General features: G+C 35.5%; 15 protein-coding genes. All 15 read left to right on the top strand.

From position 1 onward, the window contains the following. Positions 1-121 precede the first annotated feature (121 nt). The 15 genes from HMPREF2811_RS07470 (at position 122) to ftsZ (ending at position 14,948) form a co-directional block, all read left to right on the top strand. Positions 122-352, top strand: a complete 231-nt coding sequence (locus HMPREF2811_RS07470) for a DUF1146 family protein (RefSeq protein WP_071408794.1) — start codon at positions 122-124, stop codon at positions 350-352. 62 nt (positions 353-414) lie between these two features. Then, the gene (gene murA / locus HMPREF2811_RS07465) at positions 415-1,716 is read left to right on the top strand and encodes a UDP-N-acetylglucosamine 1-carboxyvinyltransferase (RefSeq protein ID WP_071408793.1); all 1,302 of its coding nucleotides are present in this window, start codon (positions 415-417) and stop codon (positions 1,714-1,716) included. A 22-nt stretch (positions 1,717-1,738) separates the two neighbouring features. Next, positions 1,739-2,803: a rod shape-determining protein gene (locus tag HMPREF2811_RS07460; protein ID WP_071408792.1), complete on the top strand. Its 1,065-nt coding sequence runs from the start codon at positions 1,739-1,741 to the stop codon at positions 2,801-2,803. 16 nt (positions 2,804-2,819) lie between these two features. Further along, positions 2,820-3,017 carry a DNA-directed RNA polymerase subunit beta gene (locus tag HMPREF2811_RS07455; RefSeq protein WP_071408795.1) on the top strand — a complete coding sequence of 66 codons (198 nt, stop codon included), beginning with the start codon at positions 2,820-2,822 and terminating at the stop codon, positions 3,015-3,017. Positions 3,018-3,096: 79 nt separating this feature from the next. After that, the gene (locus HMPREF2811_RS07450) at positions 3,097-3,474 is read left to right on the top strand and encodes a hypothetical protein (RefSeq protein WP_071408791.1); all 378 of its coding nucleotides are present in this window, start codon (positions 3,097-3,099) and stop codon (positions 3,472-3,474) included. A gap of 222 nt (positions 3,475-3,696) precedes the next feature. Next, positions 3,697-4,128, top strand: a complete 432-nt coding sequence (gene mraZ, locus HMPREF2811_RS07445; protein WP_066125391.1) for a division/cell wall cluster transcriptional repressor MraZ — start codon at positions 3,697-3,699, stop codon at positions 4,126-4,128. A gap of 14 nt (positions 4,129-4,142) precedes the next feature. Continuing rightward, the gene (rsmH, locus tag HMPREF2811_RS07440) at positions 4,143-5,090 is read left to right on the top strand and encodes a 16S rRNA (cytosine(1402)-N(4))-methyltransferase RsmH (RefSeq protein WP_066125389.1); all 948 of its coding nucleotides are present in this window, start codon (positions 4,143-4,145) and stop codon (positions 5,088-5,090) included. A gap of 48 nt (positions 5,091-5,138) precedes the next feature. Next, positions 5,139-5,510, top strand: coding sequence for a hypothetical protein (locus HMPREF2811_RS07435; protein ID WP_071408790.1), 372 nt, complete (start codon positions 5,139-5,141; stop codon positions 5,508-5,510). A gap of 2 nt (positions 5,511-5,512) precedes the next feature. Next, on the top strand, positions 5,513-7,216 hold the full coding sequence (locus tag HMPREF2811_RS07430) for a peptidoglycan D,D-transpeptidase FtsI family protein (protein ID WP_071408789.1): 1,704 nt from the start codon (positions 5,513-5,515) through the stop codon (positions 7,214-7,216). A 16-nt stretch (positions 7,217-7,232) separates the two neighbouring features. After that, positions 7,233-8,723, top strand: a complete 1,491-nt coding sequence (locus HMPREF2811_RS07425; RefSeq protein WP_071408788.1) for a UDP-N-acetylmuramoyl-L-alanyl-D-glutamate--2,6-diaminopimelate ligase — start codon at positions 7,233-7,235, stop codon at positions 8,721-8,723. An 18-nt stretch (positions 8,724-8,741) separates the two neighbouring features. Next, complete coding sequence (mraY, locus tag HMPREF2811_RS07420) at positions 8,742-9,695, top strand: phospho-N-acetylmuramoyl-pentapeptide-transferase (protein WP_071408787.1); 954 nt, start codon at positions 8,742-8,744, stop codon at positions 9,693-9,695. 21 nt (positions 9,696-9,716) lie between these two features. Then, a complete protein-coding gene (gene murD / locus HMPREF2811_RS07415; protein ID WP_071408786.1) occupies positions 9,717-11,072 on the top strand; it encodes a UDP-N-acetylmuramoyl-L-alanine--D-glutamate ligase in 1,356 nt (451 codons plus the stop codon). Positions 11,073-11,113: 41 nt separating this feature from the next. Beyond that, on the top strand, positions 11,114-12,004 hold the full coding sequence (locus HMPREF2811_RS07410) for a cell division protein FtsQ/DivIB (protein WP_071408785.1): 891 nt from the start codon (positions 11,114-11,116) through the stop codon (positions 12,002-12,004). A gap of 133 nt (positions 12,005-12,137) precedes the next feature. Further along, positions 12,138-13,598, top strand: coding sequence for a cell division protein FtsA (gene ftsA / locus HMPREF2811_RS07405; protein ID WP_071408784.1), 1,461 nt, complete (start codon positions 12,138-12,140; stop codon positions 13,596-13,598). A gap of 24 nt (positions 13,599-13,622) precedes the next feature. Further along, the gene (gene ftsZ / locus HMPREF2811_RS07400; protein WP_071408783.1) at positions 13,623-14,948 is read left to right on the top strand and encodes a cell division protein FtsZ; all 1,326 of its coding nucleotides are present in this window, start codon (positions 13,623-13,625) and stop codon (positions 14,946-14,948) included. The last annotated feature ends 387 nt before the right edge of the window (positions 14,949-15,335 follow it).

Raw genomic sequence — 15,335 nt, 5'->3', positions numbered from 1 at the left:
GTACGCTGGCTAATTTAAACTTGAAATTTGCCTTTTAAAAATTTTGATTACAAAATAACTTTTGGGTGTATTTAAATTTATTTTATGCTATGATAGAAAAGAAACGAGGGGTGAGAATAAAATGACAACAGCAAATGGTATGGCAGTACTGCTTGTAAGATTTTTATTCGTCATGATGTCTTATATGATTTTAGAAAAAATTGATTGGCGTAAATTATTTTCCAAAAGAAATTATGTTTATGCTCAGTATGTTTGTATTTTAGCAAGCATCGCACTGGGACATCTTACTGGCTCGTTTGTTATTACGATCATGGAATTATTGCGTAGTATTTTATACAGTATATTCCTATAATTAAATCGACTTATCGTTCGCTCCAAAACGATAAGGTAAAACTAAAGGGGAATAAATTGAATATGGAAGAAATTTTAGTACAAGGCGGTAATCGCTTAGAGGGATCTGTTAAGGTTGAAGGAGCGAAAAATGCCGTATTACCCATTTTAGCTGCTTCTATTTTGGTTGAAGAGGGTAAGACATACTTGTCAAATGTTCCAGTTCTATCAGATGTCTATACAATTAATGAATTATTGAACAATATTAATGTAAAAAATAAATTTGATACAGAGAACAATACGATGATTTTAGATGCAACAGGTGATATCTTAACAACGGCTGACTATGATTTTGTTAGCAAGATGCGTGCTTCTATTGTTGTAATGGGACCATTATTAGCACGATTTGGTCATGCTCGTGTCGCAATGCCAGGTGGTTGTGCGATTGGGTCAAGACCGATTGATTTACATTTAAAAGGATTTGAAGCTTTAGGCGCGAAGATTACACGTGCTGCCGGCTATGTTGAAGCAACAGCTGATAAATTAGTTGGAGCGCGTATATATTTAGATTTTCCAAGTGTCGGAGCTACTGAAAACATTATGATGGCAGCTGTTTATGCCGAAGGAACCACTATCATTGAAAACGTGGCCCGTGAACCAGAGATTGTTGATTTAGCGAATTTTTTAAATAAAATGGGTGCTCATGTCGTCGGAGCTGGTACAGAGACAATTCGTATTGAAGGTGTGCAAACATTACATGGAACAGAACATTCCGTGGTACCAGATCGAATTGAAGCGGGAACCTTTATGGTAGCGGCAGCTGTTACAAAAGGTGATGTCTATATTGAAGGAGCAATCGCTGAGCACAATCGTCCACTAATTAGTAAATTAAGAGAAATGGGTGTTGTTATTGAGGACTATCAAGACGGTATTCGTGTTCAAGGTCCTGAGAAATTAAAACCAGTTGATGTAAAAACTTTACCACACCCTGGTTTTCCAACGGATATGCAAGCTCAAATGACTATCGCACAATTATTAGCAGAAGGTAGTTCAGTTTTAACTGAAACAGTATTTGAAAATCGTTTTATGCATTTTGAAGAATTACGTCGTATGGGTGCAGAATTTAAAGTTGATCGACAAACCGTCGCTATGTACGGACCATCTGAATTAACAGGGGCTAGCGTTAAAGCGACTGATTTGCGAGCGGCTGCTGCTTTAATTATTGCAGGTTTAACTGCAAAAGGATTAACCCGTGTTTCCGAATTACAATATTTAGATCGTGGATATTATAAATTCCATGAAAAACTAATTGCTTTAGGGGCGAATATAGAACGTGTTGACATTCATTCATTGAATCAATCCAATACGAAGCCTGTAACTGTCTAAGTAGGCAAAATGAGGTGAACATATGAGCAGAGATATAGGAATTGATTTCGGTACTGCAAATGTGTTAATTCATTTTAAAGGGCGCGGCATTGTGGTCAACGAACCTTCAGTAGTGGCGGTAGACAGCCGGTCACATGAAATTATTGAGGTTGGTAAACGTGCCTATGAAATGATAGGGCGAACGCCAGAATCAATTGAAATCGTCCATCCTTTAAAAGGTGGTGTGATTGCTGATTTTGATTTAGCTGAAGCAATGTTAGTTCTATTTTTAGAAAAAATTCATGCACGACGCTGGTTTTCTAAACCCAATGTGTTAATCTGTTGCCCTTCTAATATAAGTGAAATTGAACAATTGTCACTAGTTGAAGCAACAGAAAGAGCAATTGGCGGTCGAATTTTTATTGAGGAAGAATCGAAAATTGCTGCTGTCGGAGCAGGGATTGATTTAACGGATGCTTCTGCTAACATGATTATGGATATCGGTGGCGGGACCACAGACATCGCAGTGATTTCATCAGGCGAAATTGTTAATAGTGAATCTTTAAAGGTCGCAGGGGATGACTTTGATTTAGCAATCGTCCAATATTTTAAGGAGCATCATAATTTATTAATTGGCGAGCGCTCCGCTGAAGAAGTAAAAAAATTGTTGGCGAGTGCTTTACCTGTTGAAGAAGGGGAACTAGCAACATATGATTTGAAAGGTCGCGATTTAGTATCGGGATTACCAAGATCATTAAATGTCACTTCTAATCATATTTACGAAGCAATCCGGCCACAATTGCAAATAATCGCACGTACAGCAAGACGTATTTTGGAAGATACCGAACCGGAAATGGTAGGTGACATTATTGAAAAAGGGATTATTTTAACTGGTGGTGGCGCGATGACTTATCATTTGGATACATATTTAACCGAGGAATTAGGGGTTAGCGCTTTAAGAGCAGAACAACCAATGAGTTGTGTTGCGATTGGTACCGGCCTCATGTTAGAATTAATCTTAAGTGGAAAATTAGAACGAAAAAATGTTTCCGAAAAACACAAACTAAAACGTTGGTTCTTACGACTTAAGAGACGATTAATTGGATAATAAAAGGATGATTCTTATGAGCGAAACCTATCTTACAGAATCGATGCTCATTAAAGCATTGAAATTAATATTAAAAATAATCCTTTACCTATTATTACTTATTTTGTTTGTAGTGATTGGGTTGTTTGTTGGTTATTGTCTCATAGGAGATGGTAATTATTGGGAAGTATTAAATCGTGATACTTGGCAACATATTATTAATTTTGTAAAATAGCACAGAACAATTATTTTGATACGGAGGTTTGGCAAAAAAATGATGACTTTGCCTTGCCTCTTTTTTAGAAGGTGATAGCATGTACCCATTTTCATTAAGTGAACTAATGATTTATATTATGCCTATTTTAATGGTTTATTTAATTCAAAAGTATTTCAAAGAGTATCTGAAATTTTTTAAAGAGTGGCCACTGACGATGGCTATCATTTTAATACCATTATGGCTAACCTCCATTTATTTATTAGGGTGGCTTATTTTTGATTATAATTTAGTGCCGTTTATTTTATTTTTTTCATGTTTTATTTTAGTTTTGCAATTATATGATTATGTGCGTCGCATTGATCACTTTACCTTTAAAAATTATTATTTAATGGCAAGTAAATTATTATTTCAACATTTATCGGCTTTTTTTCTTGGCTTAGTGATTTTAAGATTATTTACGTATTTTGTGGGATAATCCCCCACCTTTTTTTATTTATAGGTGTTTCATGGGGGATTCTACCACTATTATGGGAAAATCCCCCACTTTTTTATTTAAATATAAACCTTATTATATCAACGTTTAGCGACTTTCTATTATTAAAGTCGTAATTTTTTTGATAATTTTTAGGAAAAAGTGGTACGTTGTGGGGAATTGTGGTAAACTATAATCAAAGCATTAGAAAGTGGGTGAAGGGTCGTGCTTATTGGTGAATATCAACATAATATTGACACAAAAGGGCGACTCATTATGCCTGCAAAATTCAGACCTGATTTGGGTGAGCGTTTTATTATCACTCGTGGGATGGATGGATGCTTGTTTGGATTTCCGATGTCAAGTTGGGAAACCATCCATGAAAAATTGAAAAATTTACCTTTGTCAAAAAAAGATGCACGTACTTTTACGCGTTTATTCTACTCAGCTGCCACTGAAGTAGAGTTTGACCGTCAAGGACGTGTTAATTTACCGAAAAATTTAATAGAGTTCGCAAAAATCGATAAGGAATGCCGTGTGGTCGGCGTGTCAGACCGTATCGAGATTTGGAGTAGCGAACAATGGAATAATTTTTCTGAAATGAATGATGATGAATTTGAAAATATTGCAGAAGATTTGTTTGATTTTGGATTTTAATTAGGAGTGAGATTATGTCATTTGAGCACTATACAGTGTTATTAAAAGAGACAATTGATGGTCTAAATATTAAACCAAATGGCATTTATGTTGACTGTACATTAGGTGGGGCTGGACATGCCAAATATATCCTATCCCAATTAAATGATGATGGAAGACTTTATGCCTTTGACCAGGATATGGTGGCGATTGAGAATGCGAAAAAAGAATTAGCAGACGAAGTCGAAAAGGGTAAAGTAATCTTTATTCATAATAATTTTAGAAATATAACCGAAGCGTTAGCGACTTATGGTGTAACTGAAGTCGACGGCGTTTACTATGATTTAGGAGTTTCCTCCCCACAATTAGATGTTGCACAAAGAGGATTTAGTTATCATCAAGAAGCACGTTTAGATATGAGAATGAATCAAGAGGCAGCATTGACTGCTTACGAAGTAGTCAATCAGTGGCCTTTTGAAGAATTAATGAAAATAATATTTCGATATGGTGAAGAAAAATTTGCCAAACGTATTGCACGTAATATTGAAAAAGAACGTTCAATTGCGCCGATTGAGACGACGACACAATTAGCAGAAATTGTCAAAACTTCAATTCCAGCTGCAACGAGAAGAACAGGGGGCCATCCTGCTAAAAGAACTTTCCAAGCAATCCGTATTGCAGTAAATGATGAATTAGGAGCCTTAGAAGATTCAATGCAACAAGCAGTTAAATTATTAAAAGTTGGTGGACGTATTAGCGCCATTACTTTCCATTCTTTAGAAGATCGATTTGTAAAACAATATTTTAAAGAATTAAGTACTGCACCTGAAATACCACATAATTTACCAGTGTTACCCACAATAGCTAGTGCTGATTATACATTGGTTAATCGTAAACCTATTGTCGCAAGTGAAGAAGAACTATCTGAGAACAATCGTTCTCGTAGTGCTAAGTTAAGAATAATTGAAAGAATAAAACAATAAAGAGAAAAAATATCAAACTAACATTTGATATTTCATGAGGTGATAAAAATGGCGGAAGTAATAAGCAAAACAACTGAATATCCAACAATGAATCATCAAACTTATTCTCAACCATTTGACGCATCGATTAGTAAAACAGGAACATCTGTATTTGTCTTTACACGGATTCATGCCTTGGTGTTAATGGGAGTCATGTTAGTTTGCACCGTGTTAATCGCATTTAATTTAATAATGCAACAAAAGACAGCTGAAGCTGAAATCGCAGTTAGAAACTATGAATCAGAGATTTCAACTCTTCAGACACATACAGACACTATTTATAATAAAATTAGTGACCAATATAATTATGAAATAATAAAAAAAGCAGCTAAAGAAGGCAATTTAAACATTGATTCATCGAGAGTGAGGTCAGTTGAGTAATAATGAAAAGTAGTAAGCTAAACATATTTATTTTGGCTATGACGGCTGTAGTAATGTGTGTATTATTTATTACTAGAATTGTGCAATTAACTGTTCTAAAATCAGTAAATGGCGTCGATTTAGTTAGTTACACTGAAATAGCCAATGAAAGAAGTAGTATTACACAAGCAAGAAGAGGGACGATTTTTGATTCTAAAGATCAACCGATTGCCATGGATACTACTTCTTATTCTTTATTTGCAATTTTAAGAAATGCCGATGAGGAAGTAATTGTAAAAGATTATGATTTAACCGCCAAAGTACTATCTGAGAATATTGATTTAACCCGTGATCAAGTTTTAACCTTATTGCGTAATCCGGATGCTAATCAAATTGAATTTGGTGAAGCCGGTCGTAATTTATCAAAAGAAGTAAAAGAGAAAATTGAAGAAGCCAACTTACCGGGTGTCTATTTTGCGAGTGAAACAACGCGTCAGTACATTAATGACTTTTTTGCTTCCCATTTAATAGGCTATGCGACGCCCTTAATGGCAGGAGAAAATGATGATTATGAAGACGCTGAAATATTAAAAGGACAGTTAGGGATTGAATTAAGCTACGATGAACAGTTAAGTGGTGCGAAAGACTACCGAGAACAATGGGAAGCATCGAATAACCTTAATTATTTATCTGGTGATGATCTTTACTTAACGCTCGATAGTCGCTTACAAAATCAACTAGAGGATTTATTAAATACCGCCATTACTACTTACCAACCAAAAGAGATGGGAGCTTACCTAGTAGAAGTGAAAACCGGTAAATTAATTGCAGCGGCTCAACGGCCTTCGTTTAATTTAAATACCCGTGAAGGCATTGATAAAGAATGGCGAAATTTTTTAACCGAAGATGCTTATGAACCGGGATCAACAATCAAAATATTAACGATGAGTGTCGCTTATGACCATAATCTATATCAGCCAGACGAAAAGTATCATTCGGGAACGATTGAAATATTTGATACTAAAATTAATGATCATAATTTATATGGATGGGGAGATATTACCTTTGAAGAAGGTTTAGCTCGTTCAAGTAATACGGCGATGGTCACTTTAATTGAGCGACTCGGTGAAGAAAAATGGATAGACGAACTTGATAAATTTGGATTTGGAAAATCAACTAACTCAGGATTAATTAATGAAATTGACGGCACCTTTAGTTTTGATAATCCCGTATCGCGATATATGTCAAGTTTTGGCCAAGCATTTTCGACAACACCGATTCAATTGCTTCAAGCTTTTACCTCTATTGCAAATCATGGTACAATGGTTAAGGTTCAATACATCGAAGGTATTGGCGAAAAAAATAATCAGTATAAAGTACAAGAATTAGGACAACCTATTTCCAAAGAAGCTGCTGATCATGTCTTAGGCTTAATGGTCGATACCGTTGAAAAAGATTATGGGACGGCAAAACCATTCAAGAGTGACATCGTTAAAGTAGCGGCTAAAACAGGTACCGCTGAAATTGCCAATGAAGATGGTACCGGTTATTTAACTGGGCCGAATGATTATACCGACTCGGTAGTGGCTTTTTTTCCGGCTGAGGACCCAAAGTATATGATGTATCTTTATATGAAACAACCAACGGATAAGAAAGGCCTAATTGGTTCACAGATTTTAGCCCAAACATTCCATCCGTTTATTGAATCGATTTATATTAATCAGTAAAGAAAGAAGGAAATACATGAAAGCGACAGATTTAATCGAAGTCCTTCGATTAAAAGCTATTTATGGAGAACCATTAGCAAATAAAGAGATTAGTTTATTAGTGAATGATACACGCAAAATTATCGCGAACAGTTGTTATATTGCGATACGTGGTGAACATTTTGATGGGCATCATGCTATCGAACTAGCAGTTAAAGCGGGTGCCAATGTTGTAGTGGTAGAAGAATATCGTGAAGCATGGCAAAACTTAAATGCGACTATTATATTAGTAGATTCAACTTTTCGTGCTCAAGCAATCCTAGCTAATCAATTTTATCACCGTCCATCAGAAAGATTAGCGATAACAGCGATCACGGGTACGAATGGCAAAACAACCACAAGTTCAATGATTAGTGATTGGTTAACGAGATTAGGTCATAAAACGGGCTTGTTAGGAACCTTACATTATAAGGTCAACGAAAAATATTATCCCGCAGTCAACACTACTCCGAATGCTTTAGAATTACAACGATTATTTAATGAAATGGTAGTAGAAGAGTGTCAAGATGCAATCATTGAGGCGTCATCACACGCTTTGCAATTAGGTCGTTTATGGTATACTGAAGTCGACTGTGCAATTTTTACCAACTTATCACGCGAACATTTAGATTTTCATCATACAATGGAGCATTATGCTTATGCTAAAAGTTTATTGTTCGCCCAATTAGGTCAAAAATTATCGAATGGGCGACCAAAACTAGCGATTGTTAATTTAGATGATGAATACAGTCAGCTGATGGCTCAAGCTACAGCTGCTGAAGTAGCCACTTATAGTATTGGTAACGCTGATGCCACCGTTTATGCTACAGACATTGAAGTAGTAGATAACCAAACTAAGTTTAAGCTCTGGGTTAATCAACGTCCACATCAAGTTATTTTAAAAATGCTAGGTGATTATAATGTGGCAAATTATATGGCAGCCTTTTTATGTTTGAAATATTATTATGGCTATTCTACCGAAGAAATTATTCGAGTAAGCGGTGAGTTTGAAGGTGTGAGTGGTCGCATGCAATTAGTTGATGAAGGACAACCCTATAAAGTAGTAGTGGATTTTGCCCATACACCAGATGCTATCGAAAATGTTTTAAAAGAATTATCAGCTAAAAAGCAAGGAAGATTAATTACTTTAATCGGACATAGTGGAGGTAATCGAGATAGTGGGGCTCGTCCTGAAATAGGGGACATCGTCTTTAAATATTCAGATTATATCGTTTTTACAGCCGATAATCCACGCCATGAGCCGGTTCAAAAAATTTGTCAGGAAATAATTGGTCAGCATAATGAAGTAGACTATACAATTATTGAAAAAAGAGAACAAGCGATAGCCTTCGCATTGAATCAGGCAAATGAACATGATACGGTTGTTTTTACAGGTAAAGGTGGCGAATTATATCAAGTCATTGGGGATGATTATGTCCCTTATAATGAAGTTGAGGTAATTAAAGCTACTTTAAGAAAAAATAAATAGGACATTAGGTGAAAAAATATGGAATTAGCTTTACCATTGGCAGTAAGCTTCGCGATTACTGTCTCAATTATGCCATTTTTTATTGGTTATTTTAATTATAAAAAGATCGGTCAAACAACTCGTGAGGAAGGTCCAACGTGGCATGAAGTTAAAACGGGAACTCCTACCATGGGTGGAACGGTATTTGTTTTTGCAATATTAGTTACTTTATTAATCAGTGCATGGTTAATGAAATTACTGGAAGGTAGTGTTTGGATGATCCTCTTAACCTTCTTATTATTTGGAGGAATAGGCTTTGTAGATGATTTTATTAGTATCTTCAAAAAGCAAAATGAAGGATTAACCGCCAAACAGAAATTCATTTTGCAAATCATCTTTTCAATCGTTATTATGTTGATTGGCGTATTACATCAATATAAAATATCCATCCCCTTAGGGTTTATACAAATTACCAATCCTGTTATCTTAATTGTTTTTGCTGGTGTTTGGATTAATGGATTTTCCAATGCCGTTAATCTTACCGATGGTTTAGATGGCCTAGCAACAGGACTGAATATTATTGCTTATAGTGCTTATTTTGCCATTGCTATTAATCAAGGTGCGCAGGCTATTGCCTTAGCTTGTTTTGTAGTGGTAGGTGCCTTATTGGGATTCTTAATTTATAATAAGAAACCAGCGAAAATATTTATGGGCGATGTAGGCTCACTTGCTTTAGGTGCTGGATTAGCCGTTATATCAATTTTATTGAACAATCCATGGAGTTTATTGATCATAGGTTTTGTATTTGTTGTGGAAACAGCAAGTGTTATTTTACAAGTATGGTCATTCAAAACAACAGGTAAACGTATTTTTAAAATGAGTCCGATTCACCATCATTTTGAGATGAGTGGATGGTCTGAATCGAAAGTCGTTTATGTCTTTTGGTTAGTTGGTATGATTGCCGCGATGATTTATATTAGCTTATTCAAATAAAAAAGGATTTAAGGTGTCAAAATGGATTTAAAAGATAAAAAAGTATTGGTTTTAGGTTACGCTAGAACGGGAAGAGGAGCCGCTGAATTTTTAGTTTCTCAAGGTGCGAATGTCACAATCAACGATTTAAATGATTTAAGCGAAGAACCATCAATTAAAGAATTAAAAGCTAAAGGCGTTATCGTTGTTGATAAAGAGCAACCAGTTACACTTTTAAACGAAAACTTTGACTTTATTGTTAAAAACCCTGGTATTCCTTATCAAATTGAATTATTACAGGCGGCTATTGCACAAGAGATTCCTATTTATACTGATATTGAAATTTTCGATTGGTATAATCCGGGAATATTAATTGGTATAACGGGCAGTAACGGTAAAACAACCACTACTACCTTGGTTAATAATATTTTACAAAATAGTCAGTATCATGCCCATTTAGCAGGTAATATTGGTATTCCGACACTATCGGTTTTACCAAAAGTAAAACAAAATGATGTGGTAACGATGGAACTATCGAGTTTTCAACTGATGGGAACAGATAAATTCAAACCACATATTGCTGCCATTACGAATATCTTCTCCGCTCACCTAGATTATCATGGTTCAAGAGAAGAATATGTTAAAGCAAAATTACGACTTATTCAAAACCAAGATAATCATGACTTTATAGTCTTTAATGCAGATCAAAAAGAACTTGCGAGCTATGTGATTGAATCGCCTGCTAATAAAGTACCATTTGCTAGATTAAATTTAACGGATTCAGTACGACAAACTGGAGCGTATTATGAAAATGGTGGTTTATACTTTAAAGGCGAATTAATTATGAAAGAAAACGATATTCAAATTCCCGGTGAGCATAATATTGAGAACATTTTAGTTGCTATTGCAATTACCAAAATATTAAACGTTCCTAACAACATTATTCACGATACAATTATGGATTATCAAGGTGTTGAATATCGTATCCAACCTGTTGGGAGTTATAATGGTATTCGTTATTATAATGACTCCAAAGCGACTAATCCTGATGCAACCATTACTGCATTAAAGAGTTTTACTGAACCAACAGTCTATATTGGTGGCGGCTTGGACCGTGGCATTAGATTTGATGGATTAATACCATATTTAGAAAATGTCAAGGTTGCTATTTTATATGGTGAATCAAAAGAAATTATGAAAGAAGCTATGGAACAAGCTCAGATTGAAGAAATTGTGATGCTAGATAATTTAGAACAAGCAACGAAAGCCGCGCAATCATATGCTGAAAGTGGCGATGTTGTATTATTATCGCCTGCTTGTGCAAGTTGGGATCAGTACCAATCGTTTGAAGAACGAGGGGCACAATTTAATGAATTAATTGCTGCTCTCAATCAATAATCAAGCTTCAATTATTAGAATTTTTTGAAGGAGGTGTTATAATGCCAAATATTTTTGAAGATGATTTAGAGAATGTGCGACAATTTAACAACCAATTAGAAGCAGAAGTAAATGACGTTATAACATCTAATCAAAGAATTGTAAGAAGTAAACCAGAGAAAGCACCCATTAATTGGACTAAAGGGTTGCCAACTGGCCGAATTGAATTAGCTAGTGTGACTGCCGTAATTTTCATTTTAATGTGGACATTCTGGTGGCAATTAGCCCCTTTTAATAAAGTCAATCATTTAACCGTTTCCGGTAATGAAATTGCAGAATCGGAAATGGTTGCTCATTCTTCTAGGATTCGCTCTCTTGATACAATTAAAAATGTCATGGCTAATAGAGAACAAATCGAAAAGAATATTATTCAAACCAATCCTATTGTTTCGGGCGTTGTTTTTGATCGTGTTAATTGGAAACAAATGGATATTAAAGTTGCAGAATATCATATTGTGGCGATTGTAGAAATTGAAGGGGAATTATATCCTTTATTGGAAAATGGTGAAATCTTAGTGGAATCCAATAAATATTTGCAAGAGAATATGGACCGATTTAATTTACCAAGAATTTTAAATGTTGAACAAAAAGGTAAATTAGTAACAGTAGCAACGGCTTTAAGAAGAGTTGAACCAGATGTCCTAGCTTTAATCGATACCATTGAATTATCGAAGGATCTGAATCGTCCAAATCATTTATCGATGAAAATGAAAGACGGGATGTATGTCAAAGCCGTCACTTCTACCGTGGCTGAAAAAATTAATAAATATCCTGCCATGAAAAAAATTATTGGCGACCAAATGGGAACTGTTAATTTAGAAGTAGGAGCTTACTTCACACCAGAAACGGAAGGGAATAATAATATTAAACTTGATACTAATTTAGATAATTAATAAATATTTCTGGTACTATTTGAAGTTTTATCTTCAATATAAATTTATTTTGTGTTAAAATTGTAGAGAGCTATTAGAGGTAGACACAACTCCTATAATACATAAAACTACGTTAAGGGGGTTACATATTGTAATGAGAAATCATGAAATTTTTGTGAGTTTAGATATCGGCACCACATCGATTAAAGTTGTGGTAGCAGAATATATTAATGGACAAATTAACATCATTGGTGTTGGTAATGTAAAGTCAAGAGGATTAAGTAGAGGCGTGATCGTTGATATTGACGAAACAGTTTACTCGATTCAACAGGCTGTTACATTAGCGGAACAAAAATCTAATGTTAAAATTAAAGAAGTATCGGTCGGCATTCCAAGTAATAAATTAGGTTTAGAATCTTGTCATGGAATGATTGCTGTATCGAATGAAAATAGAGAGATTACCAATCGTGATGTGGATAATGTGATTACCGCGGCTAAAGTTCGCTCTGTGGCACCAGAAAGAGAAATCATTTCGGTTATTCCAGAAGAATTTGTGGTAGATGGGTTTAACGGTATACGTGATCCACGCGGAATGATAGGTGTTCGCTTAGAATTATATGCGACCTTATTAACAGGACCAAGAACGATTATTCATAACATTAAACGTTGTGTTGAAAAAGCCGGCTTAGTGATTAAAGAATTGGTTTTACAACCACAAGCAATTGCTGAAGTAGCATTAAGTCAAGATGAACGTGAATTTGGTACCGTCATTATTGACATGGGTGGGGGACAAACCTCTGCTTCAATTATTTATGATAATCAATTAAAATATTCTTTCGTCGATCAAGAAGGTGGCGATTTTGTTACTAAAGACATTTCAATTATTTTGAATACATCTTTAGAAAGTGCTGAGCGGATTAAGCGTGAATACGGGTATGCAATTGCTAGTCAAACTTCAGATGAAGAATATTTCCCCGTTGAGACAGTAGGTAAAAAAGAGCCTGTTCGTGTAGATGAGCGTTATTTAGCAGAAATTATTGAAGCGCGTTTAGCTCAAATTTTTGAAACGATACATGAAGACCTAGGGGCTGTGGATGCTCTTGATTTACCAGGTGGTTTTGTAATTACCGGGGGTGCAGCATCATTACCAGGTGTCTTGGAATTAGCACAAAAATTTTTTGGTAGTAAAGTGCGTCTATTCATTCCCGAACAGATGGGGATGCGCAATCCAGTCTTTTCTACTAGTATGGGAATTATCGAATATGTTGCAGGCTTAGATGATGTTCATCGGATTGCTCAAGGAACTTATCGACCTAATAGTCGTCCGGCGCAACAACCTGAACAAAATCACGATGCAAGTAATGACTATTACCCAGCTCAACCTAATAGACAAACGACTCAATATCATAGACCGATGTCCGAAATGAGTCCAAGAACTGAAAGACCAAGAGCAAATTATGATCAATATCAAAAAACGAGTGGTCAAGAAAATCAACGATATATCGAAAATGAATATTATGAAGAGGAAACTAACCAAGGTGTTTATGAAGAACCAAGCAATGAAAATTCAGTTGCTTCAAAAGTAAAAGCATTTTTCAATACATTTTTTGATTAGTCATGAAATTAGGAGGAAATTATAATGGAATTATCTTTCGATTCATCAATGAATCAGACTGGCGCGGTAATTAAAGTTATTGGTGTTGGTGGTGCAGGTGGTAATGCCGTCAATCGTATGATTGTAGAAGATGTTCAAGGTGTTGAATTTATCGTTGCGAATACCGATACCCAAGCCTTAGCTGGTTCACAAGCAACAACTAAAATCCAATTAGGTTCAAAATTAACTAAAGGATTAGGAGCAGGATCATTACCAGAAATTGGTCAACGTGCTGCTGAAGAAAGTGAAGAACAAATCCGTAGCGTTTTAGAAGGTGCGGACTTAGTATTTGTTACTGCCGGAATGGGTGGAGGTACCGGTACTGGTGCTGCCCCAATTGTCGCAAAAATTGCGAAAGAATTAGGCGCTTTAACTGTTGGGGTTGTGACTCGACCATTTACTTTTGAAGGTCCTAAACGTGGACGCTATGCTGCTGAAGGATTGAAAAATTTAAAAGACAGTGTTGATACTTTAGTCGTAATTTCAAATAATCGTCTTTTAGAAATTGTAGACCGTAAAACGCCAATGTTAGAAGCATTTAGTGAAGCAGATAATGTTTTACGTCAAGGGGTACAAGGGATTTCAGATTTAATTACCTCTCCTGGTTATGTAAACTTAGACTTTGCTGACGTTAAAACTGTAATGAAAGACCAAGGTACTGCTTTAATGGGAATTGGTACAGCAAGTGGTGAAAATCGTACAGCTGAAGCGACTAAAAAAGCTATTTCTTCACCATTGTTAGAAGTATCAATCGATGGCGCAGAGCAAATCTTATTAAATATTACAGGCGGTTCAGACTTAACCTTATTTGAAGCTCAAGATGCAAGTGAGATTGTTGCTAATGCTTCGTCAGGTGATGTCAATATTATCTTCGGTACGTCAATTAACGAAAACTTAGGTGATGAAGTAGTAGTGACAGTTATTGCGACTGGTATTGAACAAGAAAAATCTGAACGCAATAAAATTAACCCACGTCAACAACGTACAACCTTCACGTCAACAAGTGGTTATAATCAAATTGGAAATGAACGTGAAGCAAATGTCAATCATAATCAACCACAATCGGGTAATACACCGAATCCACCATCTAATCAAGGTGGACCTGAATTAAATGTTCCTCGTCAAAAAGAAGAACGAGATTTATTCAGTAATTGGGATATTAAACGTGAACAAAATACACGTGAGGTTTCAAATGAAGTTCCTCAACGTACATTCCAACGTAATGATAATGAAGTGACTCGTAAAAATGATATTATCGAAGACGACGAATTAGATACACCACCATTTTTCCGTAAACGTCACCGTAACTAATAAAGATTAAAATGTAATTCAGTAGACCGGGCAGATTTTTTCTGTCCGGTCATGTATATATAAAGTTTGTGGGTAAATGAGAATTACGTTAAGTGAACGTAGAGGCTATTACTGAAAATGAATTAATATGGGAACATAGGTCTAAGCAGTATTATGGGTTTTTTTGTTAGTATCTGACTTTGATTAATTAAGTATTAGGTCAAAATAGTATTACGTTATATTTATGTCTATCTGGCTTTGATTAGTCATGGTATAACGGGCTGAGTACGTCATTAATAAACATGGGAGTGGGCAAGAAGTAGAAAATTGAATGATTTTCGCTTCGTCGGGCTACCCCCGCACAGTTGAGTAGGCTTCAAACAAGTCGAAAGACGCAGTTTGAGGCCA

Origin of the sequence: Globicatella sp. HMSC072A10 (assembly GCF_001811625.1) — a bacterium.
Taxonomy (GTDB): Bacteria; Bacillota; Bacilli; order Lactobacillales; family Aerococcaceae; genus Globicatella; species Globicatella sanguinis.
Note: the sequence above shows the minus strand (reverse complement) of the source record. Positions and strands in the feature narration are given on the sequence as shown.